General features: G+C 67.3%; 10 protein-coding genes. 1 reads left to right on the forward strand and 9 read right to left on the reverse strand.

The annotated features are described in order from the left end of the window. Positions 1-15: 15 nt before the first annotated feature. Genes ABZ909_RS16985 through ABZ909_RS17020 form a run of 8 tightly spaced genes read right to left on the reverse strand, consistent with a single transcriptional unit; the run spans position 16 to position 7,173 of the window. Entirely contained in the window at positions 16-1,731 is a 1,716-nt protein-coding gene (locus ABZ909_RS16985) for an MFS transporter (RefSeq protein WP_357000155.1), read from the reverse strand. Between the two features lie 47 nt (positions 1,732-1,778). Next, entirely contained in the window at positions 1,779-2,699 is a 921-nt protein-coding gene (locus ABZ909_RS16990) for a class I SAM-dependent methyltransferase (RefSeq protein ID WP_357000158.1), read from the reverse strand. A gap of 5 nt (positions 2,700-2,704) precedes the next feature. After that, the gene (locus ABZ909_RS16995; protein ID WP_357000161.1) at positions 2,705-3,127 is read right to left on the reverse strand and encodes an antibiotic biosynthesis monooxygenase family protein; all 423 of its coding nucleotides are present in this window, start codon (positions 3,125-3,127) and stop codon (positions 2,705-2,707) included. Further along, positions 3,124-4,374 carry a beta-ketoacyl synthase N-terminal-like domain-containing protein gene (locus tag ABZ909_RS17000; protein ID WP_357000164.1) on the reverse strand — a complete coding sequence of 417 codons (1,251 nt, stop codon included), beginning with the start codon at positions 4,372-4,374 and terminating at the stop codon, positions 3,124-3,126. Before ABZ909_RS17000 ends, ABZ909_RS16995 begins: the two co-directional genes overlap by 4 nt. Further along, complete coding sequence (locus ABZ909_RS17005) at positions 4,371-5,633, reverse strand: beta-ketoacyl-[acyl-carrier-protein] synthase family protein (RefSeq protein WP_357000167.1); 1,263 nt, start codon at positions 5,631-5,633, stop codon at positions 4,371-4,373. Before ABZ909_RS17005 ends, ABZ909_RS17000 begins: the two co-directional genes overlap by 4 nt. Then, positions 5,630-6,517 (reverse strand): cupin domain-containing protein, encoded by an 888-nt coding sequence (locus ABZ909_RS17010; protein WP_357000169.1) that lies wholly within the window; start codon positions 6,515-6,517, stop codon positions 5,630-5,632. Before ABZ909_RS17010 ends, ABZ909_RS17005 begins: the two co-directional genes overlap by 4 nt. Continuing rightward, complete coding sequence (locus ABZ909_RS17015) at positions 6,517-6,774, reverse strand: acyl carrier protein (protein ID WP_357000172.1); 258 nt, start codon at positions 6,772-6,774, stop codon at positions 6,517-6,519. The genes ABZ909_RS17010 and ABZ909_RS17015 overlap by 1 nt, the downstream gene beginning before the upstream one ends. Then, positions 6,775-7,173: a TcmI family type II polyketide cyclase gene (locus tag ABZ909_RS17020; protein WP_357000175.1), complete on the reverse strand. Its 399-nt coding sequence runs from the start codon at positions 7,171-7,173 to the stop codon at positions 6,775-6,777. 275 nt (positions 7,174-7,448) lie between these two features. Between ABZ909_RS17020 and ABZ909_RS17025 the strand changes: the two genes are divergently transcribed. Beyond that, positions 7,449-12,917, forward strand: a complete 5,469-nt coding sequence (locus tag ABZ909_RS17025) for a biotin carboxylase N-terminal domain-containing protein (protein WP_357000178.1) — start codon at positions 7,449-7,451, stop codon at positions 12,915-12,917. Positions 12,918-12,936: 19 nt separating this feature from the next. Here the strand turns inward: ABZ909_RS17025 and ABZ909_RS17030 are convergent, their stop codons facing one another. Next, on the reverse strand, positions 12,937-15,204 hold the full coding sequence (locus ABZ909_RS17030; RefSeq protein ID WP_357000181.1) for a serine/threonine-protein kinase: 2,268 nt from the start codon (positions 15,202-15,204) through the stop codon (positions 12,937-12,939). Between the last annotated feature and the right edge of the window lie 68 nt (positions 15,205-15,272).

A 15,272-nucleotide genomic window follows, 5' to 3' on the forward strand; every position in this document is an offset into this window, starting at 1 on the left:
CAGGACGTTCGATGGTCAGCGATCGTTCGGATCGTGATGTTCTGCGCGGCGAGGGACCGCGAAGAATCCCGCGAAGACGACGGCGAGAATTCCTACACCCCACCACAGCGTGAGCCCGAACGTGCGGGAGAAGTTCTCGGCATTGGCCTTTTTGCCTGCGTCGCTGAGGATTTCGGTGACGGGATCGGGCCTTCCGGGCTGAGCGGATCGGCCCTGGATGGCCTGGCAGCTCGGCGGAGTCTCGGCGGGGTTGGTGGCGGCCGATCTGTCCTGCACGCACGCCCGGAAGCCGGGGATGATCTGCGCCTGCGCCTGTGTGTTCAGGCCGGCCGCGGCGAGTTCGGTGCGCACATGGGGTGCGACCACATCGACGCTGCGGCCGGAACCGCTGTCGAGCTGAGCGAAGAAGACCACGCCGGCGAGTGCGACACCGAGGGCGATGCCGAGCTGCTGAGCGGTGTTCAGCAGACCGGACGCCGAACCGGCATCGTCCCTGGGGACCTCCGCCAGCACGAAGTCGATGGTCGGCGAGACGACCAGGCCGAAGCCCAGTCCCGAAATGGCCAGCGGCGCAATCATTTGCCACGAGGTGATCGCGGGGCCATAGTGCCACGCCGCCCACACGTAGGCGGCGAAGCCCGCCGCATTGAGCAGTGCTCCCGCCATCAGCACTCGGCGCCCGTACCGCGGTACGAGCACCTCCACGGAAATGCCTGCCGCCGCCGCAGCGCCGACGGCGAACACGCCGGAGGTCAGACCGGCCCGCAGCGGCGACCAGCCGAGGCCGATCTGCATGTAGAGCGTCCAGACGAGGAAGAATCCACCGAGCGCGATCCAGAAGATCAACCAGAGCACGCTGCCGATCGAGAACGACCGCCGCCGAAACAGTCCGAGCACGATCAGCGGTGAACCGATCGTCCGAGCACGCCGGTTCTCGTAGCGGACGAGGACCGCGAGCATCGCGACCGCGCCCGCCATCATCGCGAAAGTCCATGCCGGCCACCCGTATCGGCGTCCCTCCGTGAGCGGGTACACCAGCATCGCGATCGCGGCGGTGGCGAGCGTGGCGCCAACGAGATCGAGCTTCGGAGCGGTCGCGGATTTCGATTCGCGCACCACGAACAGGGCCGCCGCGAAGGCTGCGATACCGACCGGGACGTTGACCAGAAAGATCGGCCGCCACTGGAGGCCGAACACATTCCAGTCGACGAGGACACCACCGACGGTCGGCCCGACCACCGCCGCCGATCCGACCACGGCGCCGAACATGCCGAACACCTTGCCGCGCTCCTCGAGCGGGAAGGTGACGTGGATGATCGCGAGGATCTGCGGCACCATCAGTCCCGCGGTTCCGCCTTGGAGAAACCGCGAGACGATGAGCATGCCCGGACTGACGGCGATGCCGCACAGCGCCGAGGCGATGGTGAATCCGGCGACGCCGGTCAGGAACAACCGGCGGCGGCCGTAGATATCGCCGAGCCTGCCACCGGTGATGAGGACTGCCGCGAACGCCAGCACGTATCCCGCGACGATCCATTCGAGTTGTGCATACTGCGCCCCGAGGTCGCGCTGGATGCTCGGCACCGCGACATTGACGATGGTGGCGTCCAGCAGGTCCATGAACCCCGCGACGAGGACCACGACGAGCGCGATCCAGCGTCTGCGGTCCGGCGGCATGTGTGCCGAGTGGTCGCGCTCGGGTGAATCCGCTTCGTCGCGGTCGTGCTGCACGTCGGCACCCTGCCTTCCTGCCGGGCTTTGCGGCGTTGCCAGGTCGGTTACTTCCGTACGGTGGCGAGACTCATCAGGGACGGGTTGAAATGCCCCACCGGCCCCTTCACAGCGGGCACGGCACGGCCGTGGGATGTCAGGTAGTCGACCAGTCCGGTCGCTGCACCGCTCCAGCCATGCGGCAGGAACCATTGCACCGCTTGGGTTTTGCCCTCGTTGTAGATGAGGCCGGCCCAACGCGCGCCACCACCCTGGTCGTAGCTGTCGGGATCGTTGGAGGGAGTGGTCATTTCGGCGTAGACGCCGGAGTCGATCGTGGCCATTTCTTCGATGCCGAGCCAGCTGCCGGGGGCCGAGAGCGCGTTCAGGGTCTCGAACAGCTGATTCTGGGCGTCGGGGGTGAGGTAGATGACGAGGCCCTCGACCAGCCACGCCGTTGGTATCGACGGATCGAAGCCGTTGTCGCGCAGTGCGTTTGCCCAGTCTTCGCGAAGATCGACGGCGACTTCGTGGCGTTCGGCGGTGGTCTGCGCCCCGGCGTCGGCGAGCACGTCGCGTTTGAAATCGAGAACCTGCGAGCGGTCGAGTTCGTAGATGACCGTGTCGTCCGGCCAGGCCAGGCGGTAGGCGCGGGAGTCGAGACCGGCGGCGAGGATGACGACTTGACGCACTCCGGCGTCGGCGGCGGCGCGCAGATAGTCGTCGAAGTACCGGGTGCGTGCGGCTTGGAAGTCCTGGAACAGCGGTCCGAAACCGGGCGCGCGCAGGGGATGGTTCTTCGTCTGCTCGGGATCGGCGGTGAACAACGCGGCCCATTCGTCGCCCGCGGCGCGGCAGAAGACTTCTGCGAACGGGTCGACGGCGAGGGCCTGTGGGTGCTGCGCCGCCAGGCCGCGTGCTGCCGCGACGAACAGCGCGGTGGCGCCGACGCTCGTCTTGATGTCCCAGGAGTCTGTGTCGTTGCGCATGATGATCACTTTTCTCCGGCCATTGCCGGGTTGGTGTTTCGGTGGGGATGGGGTGAACCGGTCAGCTCCGACCGGCGGTTCTCGAAGGTTGCGGCGGTCGTGGCCGCAACGATGGTGAACTTCGATGACCGTGCGGCGGTGAAACATTCACGCATCGGCCGGACGAGCGTGCGGTGTTCCGGCGTGGCTTCCCAGTCGTAGAAGTCCTGGAGGTCCTGCCACTCGCTCGTGATCAACCATTGCTCGGGGTCCTCCGCCGATCGGCAGACCTGGTCGGCGATATGACCGGGAACGCCCTCGGCGACGAGGTGGCGGATCTGCTCGTAGGCGGCGAGGAAATCGTCTTGCCGTTCCAGTGGCACGGTGATCAGGAAGACGACCCGACCGGGCCCGAGGCGGGTGCGTCCGGTGCTCTCGTTGTCGTTCACTGTGAGACTCCTTCGGGTCGGCGCAGAATCAGCGCACTGTTGAAGCCGTCGTATCCGCGTGCGGCGACGGCGGCGACGTCGACGGCCGCCCGCTGCGGCGCGGCGATGAAATCGAGTTCGCACCCCGGGGCCGGGTTGGGCAACGCCCCGAACGCGGGCAGGGTCTGTTCCCGCATGGCCAGCACGGCGGTTGCGACGTCGAGCGCGGAGCTGCCGTGGACCGCCCTGCCCAACAGCCCTTTCTGACCGGTGACGGGTACCCCGTCGGGGAAGACGGTGCGGATCGCCTCGGCTTCGGCCCGGTCGGCAGCCGGCACGCCGACCGCGTCGGCGAACAGGACATCTGTCTGCTCTGGCGAGGTCTGTGCCCGTTCCAGTGCTCGATTCAGCGCAGCGGCAAGGTATTTCGAGGGCTGCTCGCCGGTCACGTCGCCCCGGGGGCGGGAGGTACGGCCGTCGTGGGTGGCGGCGTACCCGGCGACCTCGGCGTACACGTACGGTGCGCCGCGCCGCAGGGCGTGCTGCTCTTCTTCGACCACGAAGATGGCGCCACCCTCGCCGGGGACATATCCGGCGGCATCGGCGTCGAAAGGCAGATATCCGCGTGCCGGATCCTGCTGCCGGCTCAGCCATCCGCTGCACTGCATGCAGGTGAGCGCGTAGGGGCCGAGTGGCGCCTCGGTGCCGCCGGCCAGGACCACGTCGGCTCCGCGACCGATCATGCGAGCCGCATAGCCGAGGCTGTCCAGGCCGCCCGCCGCTTCGGCGACGAGCACATTCGACGGCCCCTTCATCTGATGCAGAATCGAGGTCTGCCCAACGCTCGCCGCATAGAACCAGGCGACCGATTGATACGCGCCGACAGTGCGTTTCGGTCCGGACCACAGCCGCTGCAGCTCCCGCTGGCCGAATTCGTTGCCCCCCGACGAGCTCGCCAGTGCGACCGACATCCGGTACGGATCCAGCCCGGCCGGATCGAGCTCCGCATCCGACAAGGCCTGTGCTGTCGCCGCCAGCGACATCCACGTCCACCGATCGGTCTGCACGATCAGACGGCGGTCCACGTACTCCTCCGGCACGAAGTCGCGGACCTCGCCGGCCAGTGTGGTCGAATACGCGGAGGCGTCGAAGTGAGTGATCGGTGCGATCCGATTCTCGCCTGCCACAACGGTTTTCCAGTGTTCACTCGCCGAGTTGCCGCTCGGGGCGATCACACCGATCCCGGTGATTACTGCACGACGGTTCATCGCAACTCCTCCGGACGGGTGAAGACCATCGCGGACTGGAAACCACCGAACCCACTGCCCACCGACAACGCCGCATCGACGGTGACGTTGCGGGCGGTGTTCGGGACATAGTCCAGATCGCACTCCGGGTCTCGGGTACTCCAGTTCGCGGTCGGCGGGATCACCCCGGTATCCATTGCCAACGCGCAGGCCGCCAGCTCGATGGAACCGATCGCGCCGAGCGAGTGCCCGACCATCGACTTGATCGAGCTGATCGGAATCTCGTACGCGGCGGCGCCGAGCGCCTTCTTGTAAGCGGCCGTCTCATGACGGTCGTTCTGCTTCGTGCCCGAGCCGTGGGCACTGATGTAGCCGAGCGCGCCGGGATCGAGCCGGGCCTGGTCCATCGCATCCGAGATGGCCATGCTCATCTCCAGCCCGTCCGGGCGGAGTCCGGTCATGTGGTAGCCATTGCAGCGCGAGGCGTATCCGCCGATCTCGCAATAGATGTGGGCGCCTCGAGCCAGGGCGTGGTCGAGCTTCTCCAACATGAGCACCGCCGCACCTTCCCCGAGCACGAAACCGGCCCGCGTCAGATCGAAGGGCCGCGAGGCGTGCGCGGGATCGTCGTTGTCATCGGTGGTCGCCCGGATCGCGTCGAACGCCGCGACGGAGATCGGTGAGATCGGTGCTTCCGAAGCGCCCGCGAGGACGAAATCGGCGTCACCGTCCTCGATCATGTGCAGCGCGTGACCGATCGAGTCGATCCCGGATGTGCAGCCCGTCGAGACAACCCTTGCCGGACCGTGCAATTCGAAGTCGGCCGACACCTCGGCGGCCATGCTGCTGGGGACGAGGGCCTGATACAGGTAGGGCTGTACGGAGCCCTCGTCGACCAGCCAATCCCGGCCACCGTCACTGGCGACCACGTAGTCGTTCTCCAGGGTGATGGTCGCGCCGACCGCGGAGCCGAGCGACACCCCGAACATGTCACGCGCGACGTCGGACAGCTCCAGACCGCTGTCCTCGAACGCCTCGCGGGCGGCCACGAGAGCGAACTGGGTCATCCGATCGAAGCGGCGCACCTGCCGGGGCGACAACCCGGATGCCTGCGGATCGAAATCGCATTCCGCCGCCACCTGGGAGCGGAACCCGGTCGGATCGAAGGAACCGATCCGGCGGGTCGCGGTTCGCCCGGACGACAGACAGTCCCAGAACGACCTGCGTCCGATCCCGCCCGGAGCGACGACGCCAACCCCCGTGACCGCGACCCGGGTCATCGCGCTCTCTCCGCGGCGCCGGGCGCAGCCGCCGACAGTTCCGTGTCCACGTGACCGAGTTCGGGTCGCGGGGCGAGCGGTCCGAGATGGAAGACGATGTTCGCGGTCTCGGTCCCGGTATTGCGCAACCGGTGCCGGACACCGATCGGTACGAACAGTCCCTGCCCCGTTGCCAGCGACCACTCCTCGTCGTCGAGGTCGACGGTGATGTCGCCCTGAACGCAATACAGGAACTCCTCCGAATACGGGTGGTAGTGCTCGGCGATGCGCTCACCCGGTTCCAGAGTGGCGACGCCGGTGAATCCGGACGTGCTACCAACGGTTTTCGGGCTCAGCACGGTCCTGATTTCGCCGCCGCGGCGGCGGTCGGCGGGCAGGTCGGAGACATCGACGCGGCCCGGCTGGATGCTCGGCGTCGCGGTCGTCTCGGCCGCGGCGGCATGGCGCTGTTCGACCTTCTCCTTGATGAGCTGCATCTGGATCACGCTGTTGGTGTTGATGCGGTCGGTCATGCCGGCGTCGTCGAGCGGTGCGCCCGGTCGCATGTGAAAGTCCTGGACCCAGGTCATTCGGGTGCCCGATCCGGACTCGGCATAGTGCCAGTGGATGCGCATGTACTCGAACGGTCCGGTCTCCACCCGATGGGCGTCGACGGTCCGGTTGACGGGATCGACGGTGCGCTCGCTGACCCAGCTCCACACTCGCCCCGCCTCGTCCGGGTGCATCGTGAGCCGGAATCGGACGGTGTGGTCCTGCTCGGCGAGAACATCGACGGCGGCATATTCGGAGAACAGATCCGGCCAGGACCGCACGTTGTTGGTCGAATCCCACACCACTTCGAGGGGCGCGTCGATGAGGATCGTGTTTTCTGTGTGCCCGGACATCACGCGACCTCCTCGACAATTGCGAGCTCGACGTACCGAACCACTTCACCACCGGTCATCTCGAGGAGCTCAGCGGGCAACCTGACGTCGAAGTCGTGTTCCACAACGCCCTGAATCTCGAAGACCGCCAGTGAATCTACGCCGAGTTCTTCCATTGTCAGCGTCTCTGCCTTCTGCAACTCGTGCGGGCTGATGTCGACCCCGACGTGCTCGTCCAGGATCGCGCGCAGGGTTTCGATGGTGAATGCGTCGGACATTTATTTCTCTGCCTTCCATTGTGTGTCGGTACCCGAAGCCGATCGGTTCGGGATTTCCAGCGTCGGACCGGCCTGCGGCGTCCACTGGTAGAACATGCGAGCGCGGGCATCCGCTGGGGATTGCCAGTTCGCGAGGTAGGGCGAAATGAATTCACCCAGACGGGAACTCACACGGGCGAACTCCGGATGCTGCTGAGCTGCACCGATGGCGTTGGCACCGGGTTGCTCGGTCTCCAGCAGGTGCACATACAGGTCACCCAGGGCGTAGAGCTCGCGCCGGGTGACGCCTGCGAGCATCGGCAAATCCGTCGCGTCGGATTCGGCGAAGATCTCGGCTACGCGGGTAACAGCGTCCGGAACTATTCGAGCGACGATCAGCGAACGATGTTGAATTACCATCGGCCTTCTCCTACTTGAACTTTCAGGGGAACGTGGATCCCGATACCGGTCTTTTCCTGGTACAACGAATCTACGAGTTGAGACCGGTCGGTATCCATCACCCTCGAGGCACTCTGGCTCGTCCCCAGGGTGAAGATGATCGACACCTAAGGTGGTGTCCAACGGTGGGACACTTTTTGATGACTCTCTCGGTGCCGTTGCGCGGCACACCGTCGAAGCGGTGTTAACAATGAATGCCGACGACGCGATTCGCCGACACGAGAATGGACGCAGAAATGATCCAGCGGATTGCCATAGTCAATAGAGGCGAGCCGGCCGTGCGTCTGATCCGGGCTGTCCGCGAGCTCAATGCGGAGTACAACCACGGGATCCGCACCATCGCCCTGCACACCCATGCCGAGCGGCGCGCGCTGTTCGTCCGTCAAGCCGACGAGAGCGTCACCCTGCGGCGCAACGGCGTCACCAACCCCTACCTCGATCACGCCGAGCTCGAGCGCGCGTTGATCGAGTCCGGGGCCGACGCCGTCTGGGTGGGCTGGGGCTTCGTGGCCGAGGACCCGGTGTTCGCCGATCTCGTCAGCGATCTCGGCCTCACCTTCATCGGTCCGTCCTCGCACGCCATGCGCCTGCTCGGCGACAAGATCGAGGCCAAACTGCTGGCCGAGAAGGTCGGGGTGCCCGTCGCCCCCTGGTCAGGTGGCCCGGTCGACACCGGCGCCGACGCCCGCCGGCACGCACACGCCATCGGCTACCCGCTGATCGTCAAGTCCCGCTCGGGCGGCGGCGGCCGCGGCATCCGCAAGGTGTACTCCGAGGACGAACTGGATCTCGCGCTCGAGCGCACCCAGCGCGAGGCCGAACGCTCCTTCGGCGACCCCGTCGTGTTCCTGGAACGCCTGGTCACCGGCGCCCGCCACATCGAGGTCCAGGTGATCGCGGACAGCCACGGCACGGTGTGGGCGCCCGGCGTGCGGGACTGTTCCATCCAGCGCAAGAACCAGAAGGTGATCGAGGAATCCTTGTCCCCGGTGGTGACCAAGGACGAGGCCGATCACCTGCGCAAGGTGTCCGCCGACCTGGTGAAGGCGGCCGGCTACTGCGGCGCCGCCACCGTCGAATACCTCTACCAGCCCGACCAGCAGCGATTCACCTTCCTCGAGGTGAACACCCGCCTTCAGGTCGAGCACCCGATCACCGAGGCCACCACCGGCCTCGACCTGGTCAAGCTGCAGATCCACGTGGCGTCCGGTGGCGCGCTCGACGGCGACTGCCCGACGGAATTCGGCCACGCGATCGAGGCCCGGCTCAATGCCGAGGACGCCGACAACGGTTTCGCTCCGGCGCCCGGCCGGCTGCAACTGCTCAGGTTCCCGCTGGGTTCGGGCCTGCGGGTGGACACCGGCATCGCCGAAGGCGACGTGATCCCGCCGGACTACGACTCGATGGTGGCCAAGGTGATCGCGTGGGGCCGCGACCGCGACGAGGCGCTCGCCCGGCTGCGCACCGGGCTGCGCGAGACCACGGTCGTCGTCGAGGGTGGCACCACCACCAAGTCGTTCCTGCTGGACCTGCTGAACCGCCCCGAGTTGATCTCCGGCGAGGCCGACACCGGCTGGCTGGATCGCACCGGCGCCGGCACCGCGGACGGCCCGACCGCGGTCGCCGATGTCGCGCTGCTGGCCGCCGCCATCGACACCTACGACACCGAGGAAGCGCACGAGCGTGCCGCGTTCCTCTCCTCCGCACGCGGCGGCCGCCCGCGGGCCAGGCACGCCATCGGGCGGACGGTGGAGCTGTCCTATCGCAACCATCCCTACTCGCTGGTGGTCGGCCAGGTGGGCCCGCGGCGCTACCAGGTGAGCGGCGACTCCGGTGACCTGGAGGTCGTCGTCGATCGGCTGAGCGCCTTCGAAAGCCGCTACGCGATCGCTCACCGCCGCCACCATGTCGTCTCCGTGGCCGGGCCCACCGGCTACCTGGTCGAGGTGGACGGCGTCGGCCACCAGATCAGCCAGGACGAGGCCGGCATCGTGCGGGCACCCGCGCCCGCCGTCGTGGTCGCGGTTCCCGTCGCCGTCGGCGACGAGGTCGAGGCCGGCGCCACCCTGGTGGTGCTGGAATCCATGAAGATGGAGACCGCGGTCCGCGCGCCCGGTCCGGGCCGGGTCCGAGAGCTCAACGCCGTGGTGAACTCGCAGGTGGATGCCGGTGCGCCGCTGCTGCGGGTGGACACCATCGATACCGGCGACGCCGTCGCGAACGTCGCCGAGACCCGCCGCGTGGAGTTCGAGCCGCTCGAGCAGATCCGCGGCGACGCCCGCTCCGAGGCCTTCGCGCGGCTCGACGCCATGAGCACCCTGCTCACGGGTTACGACGTCAGCGCCGCCCGGGCCCGCACGCTGCTCGAGGAATACAACGAGCTGCGCAACGAGCTGTCGGAGGACGACCCGGAGCTGACCCAGGCGGAACTCGCGATCCTGACCACCTTCGCCGACGTCTGCGAGCTGTCCCGCAACCGCCCGACCATCGGCGAGAGCGAGGTGGCCGACCCCGTGCACAGCCCGCGCGAACACTTCCACTCGTTCCTGCAGTCACTCGACGTGGATGTGCAGGGATTGCCGGAGTCCTTCCGCGCCAGGCTTTCTCGTGCGCTGCGCCACTACGATGTGACCTCGCTCGACCGCACGCCCGAACTGGAGGAGGCGGTCTATCGCCTGTTCCTCGCCCTGCAACGGATGGACAACCAGGTACCGGTGATCGCCGGGGAACTCGAGCGCTGGCTGGCCAATGCCGACGAGCGCACCGCCGAGGTGCCCGAGCTCAGGGAGGTGCTCGACCGTCTCATCCTGGCCACGCAGTTGCGTTACCCGCTGATCGGCGATGTGGCACGCACCCTGCGCTTCCGGGTATTCGACGAGCCGGTGATCCGCGCGGCCCGCGAGGATGTGTACGACAAGGTGCGCGGTAGCCTCGCCTACCTGGCCCGGCGGCCCGGCGCCTCCTTCTACGCGCGGCGCGTCGCGGCCATGGTCGACGCCCCGGAACCGTTGACCGGCCTACTGGGACAATACATGTCGGATCCGAACCCGCTGCTCGAGGTGATCACCCGGCAGTACTACCGGATCCACGCCCTCGACGACGTGAAGGCGTTCGACCGCTCGGGCCGGCACCTGGTCACCGGCACGTTCGAGCTCGCCGGGGAGCGTCTGCACCTGGTCTCCACGGTGGCCGAGCATGCCGATCTGGCGGCCACACTCGACGTCGTGGCCGACGTGGCGGGGCCGAATGTGCCGAATCTGGTTGTCGACGTGTACATCTCGTGGCACGATGCGCCCGCCGACGGGGACGAGCTATCGGCGGCGCTGCGCACCGAACTGGAAGCGCATCCGCAGTCCGGCACCTGGCGGCGTATCTCGGTGGCGGTGCTGGACGGCGACACTGCCGACGTCCGGCACGTCACTTTCCGCCACACGGCATCCGGGCTCGCCGAGGACCCCATCATCCGCGACATGCATCCGCTCACCGGCCAGCGTTTGGACCTGTGGCGGTTGAAGAACTTCAACGGCACCCGTCTGCCCGCGCCGTCCGGCATCTATCTGTATCACTCTGTCGCCAAGGACAATCCGGCCGACGAGCGGTTCATCGCACTCGCCGAGGTACGCGACTTCTCCGCACAGCGTGACGAGAACGGTGAGATCGTGACCGTCCCGGCGATCGAGCGCAAGATCGCGGCGTGCCTCGACGGCATCCGCCGGGCGCAGACGCAGCGTGAGCCGAAGCGGTTGGACCACAACCGGATTGCGCTGTTCGTCTGGCCGGTGATGGACATCCCGGCCGACCGCATCGAGGTGATCGCGCACACCATCGCGCCGCTGACTCTCGGCGCCGGACTGGAGGAGATCACCATCATCGGCCGCCTCTCGACGGGCCCCGACGACACGATTCGCGATGTGGCGCTTCGCTTCTCGTATCATTCGAGCGACGAGATCAGTTTCGCGATCACCGAGCCGCCCACCGATCCGCTGCGTCCTCTCGACGAGTACGCCCAGCTGGTGCAGCGCGCCAGGGCTCGCGGCACCGTCTATCCGTATGAACTGATTCCGCAGCTGACCCGCGGTCACGGCAGCTTCACCGAACTCGACATCGACTCGTCCGGAAAGCTGGTGCCGGTGGACCGCCCGTACGGCCACAACACGGCCGGCATGATCGTGGGGAAGGTGACCACGATCACCGACCGCTATCCCGAGGGCATGACCCGTATCGCCCTGTTCGGTGACCCGACCAAGGCGCTGGGCACCGTCGCCGGGAACGAATGCGCACGCGTGGTCGCCGCGATCGATCTCGCGGAAGGCCTTGGCGTGCCGGTGGAATGGTTCGCGCTGTCCTCCGGCGCCACCATCTCGATGGACAGCGGCACCGAGAACATGGACTGGGTGTCGCGCGCGCTGCGCCGGATCATCACCTTCACCCAGGGCGGCGGCGAGATCAACATCATCGTCGCGGGCATCAATGTGGGCGCCCAGCCGTACTGGAACGCCGAGGCGACCATGCTGGCGCACACCAAGGGCATTCTGGTGATGACTCCGGACAGCGCGATGGTGCTCACCGGCAAGCAGTCGCTGGACTATTCCGGCGGTGTCTCGGCCGAGGACAACTTCGGCATCGGCGGCTACGACCGGGTGATGGGCCCGAACGGCGAGGCGCAGTACTGGGCGCCGAACCTGACGGCCGCCTGCGACATTCTGTTCGCGCACTACGAGCACGCGTATGTCGCTCCGGGCGAACGTTTCCCGCGTCGGGCGGTCACCACCGATCCGGTCGACCGCGACGTGCGCAGCTACCCGCATGTGCACCGGTCCAGCGACTTCAGCGTGGTCGGCGACATCTTCTCCGCCGAGCAGAACCCGGAGCGCAAGAAGCCGTTCGATATTCGCACGGTGATGCGGTCGGTGGTCGACCAGGACCACACGGTGCTGGAGCGGTGGGCGGACATGGCCGGTGCCGACACCTCGGTGGTGTTCGACGCCCATCTGGCCGGCTACCCGGTGACCGTGGTGGGCTTCGAATCTCGCACGATCCAGCGCAAGGGCTGGGTCCCGGCCGACGGCCCGGACACCTGGACCTCGGGAACCCTCTTCCCCCAGTCGTCGAAGAAGACGGCCCGCGCGATCAACGCCGCCAGCGGCAACCGGCCGGTGGTGATTCTGGCGAACCTCTCCGGTTTCGACGGCTCCCCCGAATCACTGCGCAATATCCAACTCGAATACGGTGCCGAAATCGGGCGCGCGGTCGTCAATTTCGACGGCCCGATCGTGTTCTGCGTCATCTCGCGCTACCACGGCGGAGCGTTCGTGGTCTTCTCCGGCGCGCTCAACGACAACATGGAGGTGCTCGCGGTCGAAGGCTCGTTCGCCTCCGTGATCGGCGGCGCACCCGCGGCCGCGGTCGTGTTCTCTCGCGAGGTGAACAACCGCACTGCCGCGGACTCGGAAGTGCGCGAGCTCGAGCACCGGATCGCCGCGGACGGTGCCGAAAGGGCCCGGCTGCGACTCGAATTGGCCGCTCGGCAGGCCGCGGTGCGGTCGGACAAGCTGGGCGAGGTCGCCGCCGAGTTCGAGGCGATCCACACCATCGCGCGCGCCCGCGAGGTCGGTTCCGTGCACTCGATCATCCCCGCGGCCGCGCTCCGCCCGCAGATCGTCGCGGCGATCGAGCGCGGCATGGCCGGCGCAGTGGCCTCCTAGCGTCCCGCGCCGGGGGTTGTCATGCGACCTCGACGCCCGATCGCTTCTCGACGACCCGCTCGAGGGCCCGCAGATCGGCCTCCAACTTTCGGAACAGCCAGTATGTGGCCACGAACGCGAGCCCGGTGATCACGCACAACCACAGCACCGAATTCATGATGCGCGCACGCTCGTCCTGCCCGAGGTAGCTCAATCCGGTAACCACGGCGACCAGGGGCACCGATGCCGCGATGCCGAGGTAGACCGTGCTTCTGCGGTGCAGTGCTCGCAGGTGGGCGGAATCGCGAGCCGTCGTATGGCCATAGCGCAAATAGATCGGGTACACGCAACGGACGATGTAGAACGCCTGCACGAAGAACGTGTAGGAAACCGCGAAGGCGCCACACACCAGCACGAACTCCGCCGAATGCACCAGCAGCCGCGGCGGAAGCCGGACCACCGTGCCGAGCAGGGCCACGAACACCCCCGCGCCGATCGTCCAGAACACCAGGGTGAACATCACGTCGAAGTCGGCCCAGAGCAGGGTGAACGACCGGACCCGGGCCAGCATCGCCTCGTCGTAGCGTCTGCCCTTGCGCAGGCCGCGGGGCACCGCGATCAGATGCCGACATATGTAGAACCAGCTCACGACGGCCAGAGGCCAGGCGATCAGGTGGAAGATGTTCGTGAACCGTAAGAGCTCCGAGCGGGTGGCACCGGTCAAGAGTCCGCTGCCGAACTGCATGGTCTCCCCGTACAGGTAGCCCGCCGCCAGGCCGTCGGCGACCAACGCGATAAGCCACAGGATCGGGACGTAGTGAGGCGAAAGCCGTGCCCGCCAACTGTTCTCCGGCGGATAGACGAGGTCACGGGCCCGGGCGTCGAGGCACAGATCGAGCTGCACAGCCAATTCCGATCCGCTGCCGTAGCGGTGCTCGCGGTCCGGCGACAGGCAGGTGAGCAGCACCTGCCGCAGCGCCGCAGGGCAATCGGAGGGAACGTCGGACAGGTATCGCGGATCGATGGGCCGGCGGCGCAGTTCGAGCATGCGGCCCAGCGACGTCTCCGACATGCCGGCGAACTCCTCGTCCGCGAACGGGACGCGTCCGGTGAGCAGCGCCCACAGCATGACGGCCAGCGCGTAGATGTCGCTGCGCGTATCGAGGTCGCCGGCCGTCCTCGGTAGCTCCGGATGGCACGCTTCGAGCTGCTCGGGCGACATGTAGGCCAGCGATCCGCCGAAGTACGCGAGGGGACTGGTGCCCCGGATGTGTTGACTGAAGCTGACATTGAAGTCGGCGAGCTTGGGTATGCCGTCGGCGCTCAGCAGCACGTTCGCCGGTTTGATGTCGCGATGCAACACCCCGCGTTCGGCGGCGTGCCCGAGCGCGTCGGCGAGTCCGCGACCCAGCCAGGCGACCGTTTCCGGCCACGTCATCGCGGCGATCCGGGCCCGCATCGCCGTATCGGCAGGACGAACCTCCCCCTTGTCCTCGAGTACCCCGTCTATAGCATCGAGCAGCACCTGCCCGCTGCGCGCCTGCACCGGAGTCGATCGCAGTCGATTCCGGACGTCGAGCAGCGTGCCGCCCGGCAGGTACTGCATGTAGAGCAGCTTGAGCTCGCCGTCGGCGATCAGTCGCTGGTCGAAGATCCGCACGATGTATTCGTGATCCAACTGGGCGAGGGTTTCCGGCTCGGTGCCGTGGTTGTGCGAAATCTTGACCGCGACCAGCCGCTGCATCGAGCGCTGCCGCGCGAGATACACGCGGGCGAACGCGCCCTCCCCGATCATCGTCAGCAGGTCGAAGTCCCCGACCCGGTCACCCGGATTGATGGCCCCAAGAGCGACCTGCGCGCTCGGGCGGGCAATCATCGTGCTGCGATATTCGGTGGTGTCCAGCCGGGCAGGAGGCCCACCGATCTCCGTGGCCGCGGGCTCGGTAGCCCCGGCTTCCGTCGACTCCTCCCCCGCAACCGGCTGCGAGCCGCGACGCAGGGCGTGGTATTCCTCGTAGACCAGGTCCGCAGGGGGTGGGCCGCTCCGCAGTTCGGCGTACTGCTCGCAATATTCGGCGAGGCGCTTGGGAAAGTGGTGCCGAACCCAGCGGTTCTCGAGGTCGACCTTGATCAGTTCCACCAGCACCGCGCGCCGGTCGGTATCCGCCGCGGGCAGGTACGCCGCCAGGTCGGGAGGGCACCCGGACGCCGCCCACGCCTGCGAAAACCGGGCCACGGCCGCTGCCAGCGCCGTACGGCTCAGTTCGGCCGGATCGATGATCCGATCCTCGAGGGACTCATGCACCACATCGATACCCCGAAACATGAATCCCCGAGGTGTGGCCCGACGCGACGCTCGACAACCAAACCGAAATA

The sequence above is a fragment of the Nocardia sp. NPDC046763 genome (assembly GCF_040645495.1).
Classification (GTDB): domain Bacteria; phylum Actinomycetota; class Actinomycetes; order Mycobacteriales; family Mycobacteriaceae; genus Nocardia.